Annotated in this window: 11 protein-coding genes; 1 reads left to right on the top strand and 10 read right to left on the bottom strand. The window is 50.1% G+C overall.

Annotated features, from left to right (window positions below):
- Positions 1-53 precede the first annotated feature (53 nt).
- The gene (locus ACTHPG_RS06885; RefSeq protein WP_440388357.1) at positions 54-1,202 is read right to left on the bottom strand and encodes an acyltransferase; all 1,149 of its coding nucleotides are present in this window, start codon (positions 1,200-1,202) and stop codon (positions 54-56) included.
- A 74-nt stretch (positions 1,203-1,276) separates the two neighbouring features.
- On the opposite strand from ACTHPG_RS06885, the gene ACTHPG_RS06880 reads away from it, so the two are divergent.
- Positions 1,277-1,669: a YidH family protein gene (locus tag ACTHPG_RS06880; RefSeq protein WP_440388356.1), complete on the top strand. Its 393-nt coding sequence runs from the start codon at positions 1,277-1,279 to the stop codon at positions 1,667-1,669.
- 169 nt (positions 1,670-1,838) lie between these two features.
- Here ACTHPG_RS06880 and ACTHPG_RS06875 read toward each other — a convergent pair whose 3' ends face one another.
- The 9 genes from ACTHPG_RS06875 to ACTHPG_RS06835 form a co-directional block, all read right to left on the bottom strand.
- On the bottom strand, positions 1,839-2,441 hold the full coding sequence (locus tag ACTHPG_RS06875; RefSeq protein ID WP_421888676.1) for a general stress protein: 603 nt from the start codon (positions 2,439-2,441) through the stop codon (positions 1,839-1,841).
- 673 nt (positions 2,442-3,114) lie between these two features.
- On the bottom strand, positions 3,115-5,634 hold the full coding sequence (gene hrpB / locus ACTHPG_RS06870) for an ATP-dependent helicase HrpB (RefSeq protein WP_440388354.1): 2,520 nt from the start codon (positions 5,632-5,634) through the stop codon (positions 3,115-3,117).
- Positions 5,635-5,788: 154 nt separating this feature from the next.
- Entirely contained in the window at positions 5,789-6,595 is an 807-nt protein-coding gene (locus ACTHPG_RS06865; RefSeq protein ID WP_440388353.1) for an SDR family oxidoreductase, read from the bottom strand.
- Between the two features lie 222 nt (positions 6,596-6,817).
- The gene (locus ACTHPG_RS06860; protein WP_440388352.1) at positions 6,818-7,660 is read right to left on the bottom strand and encodes a protein phosphatase 2C domain-containing protein; all 843 of its coding nucleotides are present in this window, start codon (positions 7,658-7,660) and stop codon (positions 6,818-6,820) included.
- 10 nt (positions 7,661-7,670) lie between these two features.
- Entirely contained in the window at positions 7,671-8,423 is a 753-nt protein-coding gene (locus ACTHPG_RS06855; protein ID WP_017689069.1) for a vWA domain-containing protein, read from the bottom strand.
- Between the two features lie 28 nt (positions 8,424-8,451).
- Positions 8,452-10,527 (bottom strand): hypothetical protein, encoded by a 2,076-nt coding sequence (locus tag ACTHPG_RS06850; RefSeq protein ID WP_440388350.1) that lies wholly within the window; start codon positions 10,525-10,527, stop codon positions 8,452-8,454.
- Positions 10,528-10,685: 158 nt separating this feature from the next.
- Complete coding sequence (locus tag ACTHPG_RS06845) at positions 10,686-10,961, bottom strand: WXG100 family type VII secretion target (protein ID WP_017689071.1); 276 nt, start codon at positions 10,959-10,961, stop codon at positions 10,686-10,688.
- Between the two features lie 185 nt (positions 10,962-11,146).
- Positions 11,147-11,695 carry a WXG100 family type VII secretion target gene (locus ACTHPG_RS06840; RefSeq protein ID WP_440388349.1) on the bottom strand — a complete coding sequence of 183 codons (549 nt, stop codon included), beginning with the start codon at positions 11,693-11,695 and terminating at the stop codon, positions 11,147-11,149.
- 6 nt (positions 11,696-11,701) lie between these two features.
- Positions 11,702-12,532 (bottom strand): hypothetical protein, encoded by an 831-nt coding sequence (locus ACTHPG_RS06835; RefSeq protein ID WP_440388348.1) that lies wholly within the window; start codon positions 12,530-12,532, stop codon positions 11,702-11,704.
- Positions 12,533-12,537 lie beyond the last annotated feature (5 nt).

Here is a 12,537-nt window from a genome sequence, read left to right as displayed (position 1 = left end):
TGTAAAATCCTGTACAGCTGATTCTGTTGAGAATTTTTCATATGTTGATAGATTCATTTGTTATGGACAGATTTTGGCACGGCTCCCACAATCCATTTTCCCCAGCTTACGCGAGAGATGAGCCATGTCAGTACACAGGATAATGCAAGAGCGAGCAACCAGGTAATGATCATTCGAACGACAGGATTCCAGCCCATGGCAACATAGAACAACTCATCCGGAATATAGCTGTACCGCAGCATCAACATATGCATCAGATAACCGCCATACGATACACCACCAATCCATCCGAGCAATCGTACAGCCCTGAGATTACGCAGTTTCCCGGCCAACTGGTACATGACCATAATGGAAGCAATCAGAAAGAGAGCCATATCAGGGCGGATCAGACTGACCGTGTAAAATGTAATTTTGATCCCCTCCGGCTTCTGAAACTCCAGCATTAATAAATATGTAAACCGAAGTCCCAGAACGATAAACACCAGCCAGTATACCCAGCGTAACCGATGAATCCATTCATTCCAGTGCTGCACGGATAATCCCGCTGCTGCACCGAGCACAAAATAAATAAAGAAGTAGATGAAATTCCGGTCTGCATACGTTGTAAAAGCATCTGTCAGTACCGGGATATTCAGCCATTCCATGAACTTGGCGATGTTTCTTAATTGGTCCGCAAGCACAAGATACACAAGGCCCGAAATGAGCAGAGCAATCAGACGCCCCTTGGCCTCATATCGGTTATATACATAACGAATTGCACGCAAGAAGAGCGGAAATAACAGATAAAACTGGATCAACATAATAATGTACCAAAAGTGTGAAGTCGTTTTGCCAGTAATCAACTTCAGGCCTAGGTCCGGAATGTCATTCCATCCAAATCCGGCCCAGCCACGCGGTGCAAGTGTAAAGTAAATGAGTGACCATATTAGGTAAGGCACGATAACGTCATTTACTCTTTTCCTCATAAACGTGCCATAATGCAGCTTGTCTCCCGTGTTATAAAACAGCACCATACCTGTTATGAATATGAATAATGGAACTGCAAATTTGGAGAGCATCAGCAGTATGGCCAGTAACACGCCATCCTCCAGTCTCGTTTCCGGGACTATAGAGTAATGTGCGATGGAATGCTGGAGAACCACTGCCGCAAAGGCGATTCCCCTTAAACTCTCTATTTCTGTAATTCGTTCTTTGCGAGGCATACAGGCAGACATCCTTTCTTGGTTTTGCAATTAAAACAACGTACAATGGAAACGGTATATCTAAATGAACGGGGTTGATTCACATTTCATTAACAGACCAAGACGTAACCACTACCGATTCCAAGTATGTCCAACAGCATCTGGCTAACGAGCGAACTTTTCTGGCCTGGGTACGCACAGGTATTGCCATGGCAGGCATCGGCTTTCTTGCTGCCGGATTTGGCTTCAATTCGTTGGCGTATGATCGTCTCGCACATATTGCCGCCATTATTACAGGTATCACATCTCTGGTTGGCGGCATATCCATCATTGTTTATTCTGCAGCAGCCTATCATCGAAAGCGTACACAGATCAATGAACAAACCTTTCAGGCGTCGACCGGCTTAATTCGTTTTCTCACGATGATGCTACTGGTGATTGGACTCGCTTTGGCTGTACTGCTCTATGTATTGTTATTCCCTGTCTGACTGGATAAAAACACCACCCGCCATGATGGATGCCCACATGTCACACAGGGACAAAAGCCGGCTTCCCTGAAGGAAACCGGCTAATGACCACCTTGTGGATCATATATGTCATTCCATTTTGCAGATATAAAGCATTAGGTACTATTTCATATCAACCGAATCGGCAGGATTACAGGAATGTATTGTTACCCAATCGCGCTGCCTTGGTTTGGGCTTCCAATCTGCGTTCTTCCATATCCAGATCCGGCCGTTCAGCAGGTACATCTGTACCATGAACTTGAGCTCTATCCCGATTAAGTTGGCTGTTGCTGCTAAATACATCGTACACATCGGTGTCTCGATCCGTGGAGTCTACGAGAAGCAGAATTTTGCCATTCTGAACATACTCCTCATACTGTTTAGCATCCTCTTCCGGAATACCAAGACCGACCAGGCCACCCACCAATCCGCCAGCTCCTGCACCCACAGCTGCACCGGTAAATGCTGCAGCAATAGGGCCCGCAGCCAGAATAGGTCCTATGCCGGGTATGGCCAGTGCACCGATACCTGCGAGCAGGCCGGCTACGCCACCAAGTACACCACCTGTTGCTGCACCCGCAGCCACGCCTTCAGGGGCTTTTGTACCTGTCTCTTCCCGAATCGCCTTCAGTTCATCCCGATCCTGAGTAACAACGGAGATTTCGTCTGAAGTAAATCCTTGTGCTTTCAGACCCTCGATAGCCTGCGATGCTTCACGTTCTGTATTAAACACACCTACGATTTTCTTCTGCATAGTGAATTCCTCCTCATATTATTGAGTGGTTCGCTATGTTATTACCCGCCCAAGTTTCTTTCAAACGCTTGCAAGTCAATATAGTATGTGTTCATAGCAATGAACGGCTCGTTATTCAACCAACTATAGAGTGTCAACGATAACGTGTTTCATATTCCTTAGAATGTTGCGGGCATTTCCAATCGCTGAATAATGTCACAGGTTCGTTAGCGCTCCGCTCCATGTTCTGGTGATAGATTGCTGGATATCAGGGGCCAAAACATCTTACTACCCAGTTCTTCCCGACTTTCCCTAGGGTTGAAGACACGCTCTGGGCCGTGCCTTTAACCTCTAAAAAAGCAGATTTTGCTCGAATCTCGTTCCATGCCGGAAGTTTGCCACAAGCGAACCGAGGGCACGCGAAGCGAGTGTGACGCAACATGGGCTTAAAAAGCAAAGTAACGCAGCATGAGGTGAAAAGGAAAATTGACGTAACACGGTACGAAAAGACAGTACAATATGCACTCAGCGAGTTTGGAGACACATCCTGGTTAGAAAGGTGATTACTTAATTAAGGTAGAGCATGATTCGATCAGCTACAATACTGAACGTCGTCGTTCATCAGAGTCTACGCCTGATGAAACGCACCCTTCGGGAACCCGGTGTTGATATCTAAAAAAACGAAATCATTCATCTATTTCCCCCGTGGTTTGGCCCGATTAGTGGCCACCGCTTCAAGTGGATTATCAGGCCAGTAATGCTTCGGATAACGTCCTTTCAGATCTTTTTTGACGTCAAAGTAGGTCTCACGCCAGAAATTGGCCAAATCTCGTGTGACCTGTACAGGTCGCTGAGCCGGCGATAACAGATGAATGGTCAATGGGACTCGCCCACCAGCTATACGCGGTGTCTCCTGTTGTCCAAACATCTCCTGTAGTCTTACCGCCAGCGCAGGGTCCTCCGGACGACTGTAGTCCACAGGAATACGTGAACCACTGGGCACCTGTATATGCGTTGGAGCTTCATCCTCCAGTTGTTGTCGTTGCGCCCAGCTCAGTCCACCAAGCAATACATCTTGCATCGATAATCTCTTGAGGTCGGCAGCCGATCGCATGCCTGTAAGATAAGGTGTAAGATGTTCTGCCAACTCTTCGGTCAGATCATCTTCGATCAGGTCGGGCCACTCAGGTAGATGGAGATGCAGGAACCGCAGCCTGTCCGCAAGTTGTCTGGACGTTTTGGTCCATGGCAGACAATCCAGCCCTTCCATCCGTATTCCGGCCAACAATGCTTCCAGCACCTGATCTTCAGGTGGCTGTGCAATACTGCTCTCTTTCATCACAAGGGCTCCAATACGAAGTCTCTTATGTGCTCGCACGCTGCGGGTATTGGAATCCCATGCCACTTGCACTTCATCTTGCAGCAGGTGCTGAGCTGCCTGTAACAATGTCTGCTCCTGCAACGGCGCAGCCAGCAGGATGCGCGCATCTGCGCCCTGGTCGTCTGCCTCGGCTGCGACCAGATACGCTGAACGGCTCAGCGATTCTGTCGCTGCGAGCCGTACGCCGCGGCCGCTGCTCAGCAGATAGCGGCCGTCCTCCCGGCGTTGCCCGATCCGGTCCGGATAGGCGAAGGACAGCAGCAACCCGCAGCTGTGCTCATCCGGCCGCACCGGATCGGCCGCCGGGCCGAGCGCCGAGCGCAGCTGGCGGCTCTCCTGGAGCATGCGCCGCACGGCCGCGCCGTCTAGGGCAGCCGCTGCCGCTTGCGGCATGCCGCTGCTGTCCGCGGTCAGCAGCGCCTCTACGCGCGGGCGCAGGTCCGTGCCCGCGCCTGCACTGCCACTGCTGCGGAGGCCCGCAGGCTCCTGCAGCAGTGCCGCCAGCATGCTGGCGTAGCTGGCCAGCCCAAGCTCCGCCGCGCGGAGCAGCATGCTGGCCAGTCGCGGATGCACGCCAAGCGTGTTCATCCGCCGCCCGAAGGGCGTGATGCGGCCTGCGTCGTCCAGGCCGCCCAGCTGGCGCAGCAGCGCCTGTGCCTGGCCGTAGGCGGCGTCAGGCGGGGTGTCCAGCCATTGCAGCTCTGCTGGGGACTGGACACCCCAGACGGCAAGCTCCAGCGCAAGCGGCGCAAGGTCCGCGGAGGTGATCTCCGGGCGAGCTGCCTCAGGCAGCCCCCCCTGAACCTCTTCGCTCCATAGCCGGTAACACACCCCCGGGGCAATTCGCCCGGCACGACCCCGCCGCTGATCGGCTGACGCCTTGGACACCGGCAGAGTAACAAGCCGGCTCATGCCCGTGCGCGGCGAGAATGCCGAAGCACGGCTCAGCCCTGCATCCACCACAATCTTAACGCCAGCGAGTGTGAGGCTGGATTCCGCAATGGAGGTGGACAGTACCACTTTGCGCGTGCCCTCAGCCGCAGGACGTATGGCCTCATCCTGTTGTTCCACCGGCATACTGCCATACAGAGAATGAATTTTCACCTGTCCGGGAAGAGAACCATTCGATAACTCCCGCTCTGTACGATGTATCTCCCTTGCGCCTGGAAGGAAAACAAGCACGTCCCCCTCCTGTTCGGTTAATGCCCGGGTCACCGTCTGAGCCGTGAATTGTTCCAGTGGCATGGCTGCCGGTCTCGGCACATATCGTGTTTCCACCGGAAATGTGCGTCCCGGGCAGTGAATTGATCTTGTACCTCCGCCAAGCAATGCACAGACAGGGACAGGATCAAGGGTTGCCGACATGACCAGCAGTTTCAGATCTGGACGTAACATCGCTCGGGATTCCAATGCAAGAGCCAAACCCAAGTCCCCGTGTAGGTGACGCTCATGGAATTCATCAAAAATAATCATCGCCGTATCCTCAAGACCCTGGTCCTGCTGCAACATCCGGGTCAATACCCCTTCCGTTACAACTTCAATACGTGTCGCCTGACTCACCCGGGTATCCATGCGTACACGATATCCTACGGTCTGCCCCGCTTTTTCCCCGAGCGTAGCCGCCAGTCTGGATGCAGCCGAACGCGCGGCAAGCCTTCGGGGTTCCAGCATGATGATTTTCCGCCCTGCAACCCACGGCTCATCCAGCATAGCCAGCGGTACCACAGTCGTTTTTCCCGCCCCCGGTTCTGCAATTAACACACCTGTATCCTGATCCCGAAATAATTGCTTTAATTCAGGAAGAATCTCTTGTATCGGTAACTCTATCTGCATATGATCGCTCCTAATGAATGTAACCTGCTGCTCTTCGGTTTCTCTATTCGAATGTTAGCATTATAACAAAAAAAGCCGTTCCGGAGGAACGACTATCGGAGACATACCTTAAGACACGCCTTAAATAAAAATAAAATTTAACCCGAATGCTCATTTAGCTTAGCAATGACTCGGCACCATCAATGACGATCTCTGCTCCGGTAATATGTCTGGATTCGGCCGATGCGAGGAAGCTTACCAGATCGGCAACGTGTTCCGGCTGACCCGGCCCGTCTGCAAGCGGCTGCTGTCCTTCAGGGAACTCCATCGGAATAATGATCTGTTGCAGATCATCCGTTTTGACCGTGCTTTGATCGATATTCGTCGCAATCGCTCCTGGGCAGATCACATTCACACGTATCTTGAACTTCGCAAGCTCCAGTGCAGCCATCTTCGCAAAAGCAACCTGTCCTGCCTTGGACGTACTGTACGCCGACATGCCAAAGCTTGAGAAGCGTTGATTGCCGTTAATGGAACTCGTAATGATAATACTGCCCCCGCCCCGTTTCTTCACATGAGGCAATGCATATTTAATGGTGAAAAATGTACCATTCAAGTTGGTTGTAATAATCTGCTGCCAATCTTCAACCTGAATCTCCTCAATGGGTGCCGATACACCATTAATACCCGCATTGGCAAAAACAATATCCAATCCGCCAAATAACTCTACAGTTTCCAGCACAGCCTTTTCCACACGAGCCGGGTCGGAAATGTCTACATCAAATGCTCTTGCCGCACCCGGGTGCAGTGCATTAATCTCTGCTTCCGTTACCGAGATGCGATCATTCACCAGATCAAACAAGGCAACGTGTGCACCCTCTTTTGCCAGCTTGACCGCAGTGGCCTTCCCAATACCGGAGCCTGCTCCGGTAATAATCGCGACCTTGCCTTGAAACCGTGACCTGCCGTTTTGTTGTGTCATTATCCAATCCACTCCTTTGATTTGGAAATTATGTAAGAATGTACGTTCAAGCTCGCCATCGGTACTGAAAACCGACCTTTTTGAACACGCACTTAAAATCAATTCTTCACAAGATTACCCAAAAAGAGTGTCTTTTAAATCAACAGCAACAAGTTTTTTCACGTGTAGCCTATACCAATGTACGGCAACTTAAGGATCAAACCACAACTTGATATCCTGCGCTCACCATTCCAACTCAATGAAAGCGGCATCATCTTCAAGACCGCCGGTATGTGTAGCGTCCAGCAGTACCTGAATGTGCTCATCAGGAACATATGCTTGGATGGCATCCAAATCATTCAAGCCATCAGTATATAATTGAAGACGCAGTGAATCGTTTACGGACCCTTTGGTTTCATAGATATGCGGCTTACCACCAACAGGTCCTTCAAGAGTAGACCAACGCTCATTTGTCTTGCAGTGAGTCTGAAATAATGCAGACTGTTCCTGCCCATTACGCCACAGGCGAATACGGGAATCCCCTTGCCACGCAAGCCACACCCGACTTTTACGGCCGCCTCCTGTAAGTTCAATCCGCCCACATACATACATGGCTTGACTGCCTCGACTTCGCTTCTCCATTAATACTTCCCGAAGTAAAAGAGGGGAACTATCCAGTGGCTGCAATTTTTCCAGCTGCTCGGATGCGGGAAGAGTCAGATCATGAAGAAGCCGCTCAACACCCTCTTCCGTCGGGTATTGCGTCGTTTCCAGCCAATCCAGTAAAGCATTCCCCAGAAAACGTGCTGCAAAGTCTCCCAGGTAACTCATGCCCACCCCATCACACAATACAAAATTGCAGACATTCCCTTTCATACGTACCGCAGCAAAATCCTGTCCGGTATCTCCCTGATGTACCGTCTCAGCTGCTCTGCCATAACCATACCTGCACTTAAACGTACCCTGATAACGGGTTAGAGGCTGTTCTCCGGTCTGCAAACTTACATAGCGAAAGTTGCCATGCCGTTGCTCGGCATGGCCCCCTTTATCTCCAGCAGACAATGTTGCCAAACGCATCGCTCTCATGATTCCCCTCCTATCTTACAGGTGTAGCAGCAGACATCTGGAACCCGATCGATACCAACTCCGCACATGTACCTGGCAGCATCATGAGTGCACCGGGTGCAAGCAAATAATCAGCTTCAACAAGCATTTCCCGATAACTTTCGGGCAGGACGGATGACATATTCCGCAACTTCTCTCCATGCTCATCCTGTAGATTGGTTTCCGAAGAGATTCCCTTCCATCTTCTAGGTTCAGCAATCGGCCCTTCCAGCAGATGATCCGATATAAAAATATTCTCCACGAGCACATTGCCGTCAGGTACACTCATGCCCATGATTCTTTTCGCAATGGGCTCGGGATCTTCACCTGTGGCTACCCCATCGGTCATGTGACACACAAGTGGCGCAGGGCAATCCTGCATATTCGGAATTTCGGCCTGAAGAATCTTTTCCGCCTGCAGGAAAGCCTTCGCAGAATCCGAAAAGCGTCTCGGGGTGAGGTCAGGCAAGGACCCGACTGCAGCGATCTCGTCAATCCCTTTAATACCGTTCAACAAGTCATATACGTCATCGCTGTACGCCAATATGGCTATGCGATAGCGAGGTGTCAAACGATTCCCCTTTGTAGACCGAAATACCATCTGGCGGATCGCGAGAGATAAGGCATCATAGACGACATCAATCCGTCGACGATTTTCCAGAACCATATTCATGGAGGCGCTAATATCAATTAAATATATAATAAGTGCAGGTGTACGCTGTGATGCTTGAATCGTGTAGTTCATCTAGGGTGAGTCACCTCCATCAATTACTTTATAAGTTGGGCAACGTGTAACTGGTGTTGCTCAGGAATTTGTTAATGGCACTCATTCGAGCTGCCACTTTGCCGACCCCTTTGAAATAAGCAGCATCGGTATTGTATAAATTTTTGAAATCACGGGCGTACGCTTCCGCATTTTCAATTTTTCTTCCTTTTTGTGCGTTATACGCTTTATTGTAATGAGCAATCAAAGTGACCACATTCTGGGCACGTTTTTTCTTAAGCGCAGCTTTCTGAGCAATCTCCTGTTGGCGTTTAACTTCAGCTGCCGCTTTGCGCTCCGCTTCCTGTCTTGCAAGCTTGGCATCATTCTCTTTTTTCCAGACCAGATAGGCTTCATATTTTGCTTGTTTATCGTATTTCTCCTGCTGCGCTCGCTTGGCAGCTTCTTTTTTCTGCTGTTCCTGCTTTACCAGATAGGCCTCATACTTCGCCTGTTTGTCGTACTTGGCCTGTAATGCCTTGCGGTCTTCTTCTTTTTTCTTTGCTTCTGCTTCCTCCTGTTTGGCTGCAGCGAGCTTTTTCTTTTCCTCTGCGGCAAGTTTTGCAGCCTCTGCGGCCTTTTGCTTCTCTTGCTCCTCCTGATCTTTGAGCGCAGCTGCCTTTGCAGCTTCAGCCTCTTCTGCAGCCTTGATCTCTGCCAGTCGTGTAGCTTCCTGCTGTTCTTTCTGCTTCACTTCTGCCTGATCGGCAAGTATTTTGACCGTTGGAACACCACCTGCCAGCAATACAATAAGTACAGCGGAGGATATCATGAACTTTTTGGATCTGTAGAATGGCACAGGTACAGGCTTGTCTGTGTCTTCTTTCGGATTAAGCTTGGCATCCAGTTCCTTGATTGTCGCCTCGACTTCCATCTGCATCGCGCTGTTATGAGGAATGAAATGATAAAGTGAACGATATACTTCCAATGCTGCAGCCGGTTTCTCTTCATCCTCCAGAGCTCTTGCTTGCAGGAACAAACGGTTCACTACCGCTTCCTGATCAGGAGAATGTGGCGTTTGGGTGATGTGTCCGCCTTGCGAATTCAACGGTTCGCTTACTGGTTCTGAACTCTTTTTCAGACTTTCATCAGCTTCGGAGGGATTGGCGTCTTCTTCTTCCGATGTCGCAGCAGCAGCCGCATTGGCCTGATCCACGTCTACCGCAGCCAATGCAACATACCACTCACCAAACGTCGGACAGCTGCTCAGATCATGACTTTCCCAAGCCCGAATGAACAGATCCGACAGTTTGGAGCCCCAACGCTTCTCAAGGGATTCACGCATCGCATAATACCGCTCACTCACCGTTTGCATTTCATGCTGGTCAAAATAACTTTCGCCCCACGCTTTCTCTACAATCACAGGGTCGGACCAGCTTAACATTTCAGCAATGATAACAGCTCCGGCAAATCGGTCAGCATATGAACTCCACAAACCGCTGTGCACTGTTCGATGGGCTGCGTAACCGGGTGACCCGGCAAGCAGGGCATCCGGACGATCCATCTTGGAACCGTACATCTGCTCGACATCCACAAGTTCTACCGCAGACATCTTCCCCAGGTTCTCCACTTCGGAAAAAAACGGAATCATTACATTGGGAGCGGACATATCGCAATGAGCCAGTCCACGTTGCTCCATAGCCGAACCCGTTCCCGCAAGTGCTCTGGCCAGCTTCAGGCTCTCCTCAGCCGTCAACTGTCTCTGATCACTGATTACATCGAACCAGGTCTGACCTTGCACCCATGGCATCAACACCGCATATAACAGATCGGGATGTTTTCCAATGAGCGCTCCGTTTCTTTCCGGAGTGAGCACATCACGCTTGCATACCTGCAAACCTGGCAGTTCACTATAGGACTCCATATGCTCAGACTGATATACCATAGCCGGAATACGGAATTTAGGAAAAAACACTTTTAGTGCTTTGGCCCCATGAATGGAACCGTTTCGGGGTATCAACTGATAAACAATCCCCTGCCTTCCGGCTTGGGCATAAGCCAGACCCGGCGCAGCCGGATGTTGCCCAATCGTATAGGCAATGTCGTTAATCACCACTTCATCCCCGGGATTTGGTTGAAAAGACATGCTTATCCCTCTCTCTGTCCTAGTGTCATAGTTGCAGCAAAAACCGGGTGTTGTGACAACGCCCGGTTTTTGCTGTAGTTGTACATCTTCAGCTTGCTACCCGCCTATAATTCAGAGCGAATTCAGATTTCAAATCGGCCTGATCTATGTAAAGCAGATTAACGAGCTTGGTCAGCTGTACGGAATTTGTTAGCAATAGCTGTAAGTTCAGCGCTGATGCTGTTCAGCGTTTGAACGAATGATTGCATTTGTTTGCTAGCTTCCTGGAACTCCTGGAAGAAGCGTTGCTTTGTCATACCTTCCCATTGTCCTTCCATGCTTGTGATGGATTGAGTCAATGTAGATACGATTTGCTGACTTTGCTCACCGCTTTGTTTAAATTGGTTGGAAACCTGATCAAGCTGCTCTGGGGTAACTAAAATACGTCCTGCCATTTGTAAATTCCTCCTTGGTTTGTGCAATTAAATTTTAACTTGTTCAAATTGTACTATACCAGGATCGATCGGACAAAAGCCGAAGGACCTAATCCTATTTACCCCATTTTCAGCACTTGAAACTTCTTCTAACAGCCTATTTACAAAAAAAGATTCACTTTCTGCTGTTTCTTTTATTCACCTGTTCAGGAAACGACAGGCTCGGTCCCTCTTCTTCCCCGGAAGGAAGGATCTGTGAATCTCCACGCTACAGGCTCAGGCTGCATGGCCTGGACCAGTGTAGCCGGGGAGCCATCAGGCGGAGCAGCATTCTGTACACGATATACGGCCGCCATTGCGGAAAGAGGATCGGATACTACAGCTACAGTTGCAGAATGTGCAGGCATGATTTCTCCTGTACGATTGTTCTGAAGAACATTCAGCATATTGACCGCATTGCCATAGGCTGTGTTCACATGACTCAGCACGGAACGATACTCCATGTCTGCCTGCTGGAATAACAACGCTTTGCGTCCCAGCTGTACGCTCAAGTCCATTAATCGACGAAGCGCATCCTCGCCCAGTCGTTTGCTGTGATTCCATTCATTCATCACCGCTGCACGGGATTCAACCTCCCACTCCAGCGAATGAATCGCCTGATCCAACACTGTCATCTTTTGCTGTATTTGCTCCGCTGCATACTGAATCTGCTTGCTCAGTGCCCGAAGCACATCCGGTTCCACACGAATGCGCATTTACCATCACCTTTCCTCTTCCCCTGCAGGCTGTTTAAGCCAGTCCAGCAGCATCTCGTGAAACTGTTCTCTAGTCGTCAGTGCTGCAACAAGCCAATCATCTGAAGCCGCAGTACTCATCCGGAACAACCAGTTGGATACCGCACTTGCAGCGAATGCTGCCGACTGCGACTTCCACCCATTTTCATTCCATACGAGCAGCTTAAGCTCTCCGTCTGACTCCTTACCCACCAGACAGCGTGCCAGCGCAAGTGAGCCCTCAGGATCACTTGTCTCCTGTTCGAGTTCATGCGCTACGGCCTGTACCCCGCTGTTATCGAGCTCATTCATGACATCATAAAATTTTTTCTTGGAGCACATCAGGGCCGGTTTCTCCGCAGGAGAATGGCCACTCCATTTCATCCGTTCTATCAGAACATCAATGGCTTCACGAACACTTCCCAGATCGCTGAGCCGGAATGAGTCTGATACGTCATCAACACGGGAAACTTCAACGACCCGCTCATCCGTGCAATGTATATAACTCTCATACGATTTGCCGCTGATCGTGTAGCGAATCCAACAAGCTCTGTCGGACAATCCGGCAATGGCTACCCTGGAGAAAACGGTCGGTGTCATGATCAGCTCATCGGTATCCTGATCCCGAATCAGATATCCTTTGTCAAGCAGGGAGGTTTTGACCCGCTCCCACTCCATCGCGATATCCTCCGCCATATAGCCGCGAAACGGATCTTCCACACCAAGCAGTCGGTCTGAACCGAGAATACCGGCCAGGAAAAAAAGTTCTTTTGTTTGCAACGTGACTACCTTTTGCTTAGAATCATGAACCGTCAACATTATGA

This window comes from Paenibacillus sp. SAF-068 (genome assembly GCF_051967555.1).
In the GTDB taxonomy this organism is placed as follows: Bacteria; Bacillota; Bacilli; order Paenibacillales; family Paenibacillaceae; genus Paenibacillus.
This window is presented reverse-complemented; position numbering and strand designations above follow the sequence as displayed.

Excerpts from the sequence above, each read along its gene's own strand:
- ACTHPG_RS06845 (WP_017689071.1), bottom strand. The coding sequence starts at position 10,961 with ATGGCAGGACGTATTTTAGTTACCCCAGAGCAGCTTGATCAGGTTTCC.
- ACTHPG_RS06840 (WP_440388349.1), bottom strand. The coding sequence starts at position 11,695 with ATGCGCATTCGTGTGGAACCGGATGTGCTTCGGGCACTGAGCAAGCAG.
- ACTHPG_RS06850 (WP_440388350.1), bottom strand. The coding sequence starts at position 10,527 with ATGTCTTTTCAACCAAATCCCGGGGATGAAGTGGTGATTAACGACATT.
- ACTHPG_RS06855 (WP_017689069.1), bottom strand. The coding sequence starts at position 8,423 with ATGAACTACACGATTCAAGCATCACAGCGTACACCTGCACTTATTATA.
- ACTHPG_RS06885 (WP_440388357.1), bottom strand. The coding sequence starts at position 1,202 with ATGCCTCGCAAAGAACGAATTACAGAAATAGAGAGTTTAAGGGGAATC.
- hrpB (WP_440388354.1), bottom strand. The coding sequence starts at position 5,634 with ATGCAGATAGAGTTACCGATACAAGAGATTCTTCCTGAATTAAAGCAA.
- ACTHPG_RS06835 (WP_440388348.1), bottom strand. The coding sequence starts at position 12,532 with ATGTTGACGGTTCATGATTCTAAGCAAAAGGTAGTCACGTTGCAAACA.
- ACTHPG_RS06865 (WP_440388353.1), bottom strand. The coding sequence starts at position 6,595 with ATGACACAACAAAACGGCAGGTCACGGTTTCAAGGCAAGGTCGCGATT.
- ACTHPG_RS06875 (WP_421888676.1), bottom strand. The coding sequence starts at position 2,441 with ATGCAGAAGAAAATCGTAGGTGTGTTTAATACAGAACGTGAAGCATCG.
- ACTHPG_RS06860 (WP_440388352.1), bottom strand. The coding sequence starts at position 7,660 with ATGAGAGCGATGCGTTTGGCAACATTGTCTGCTGGAGATAAAGGGGGC.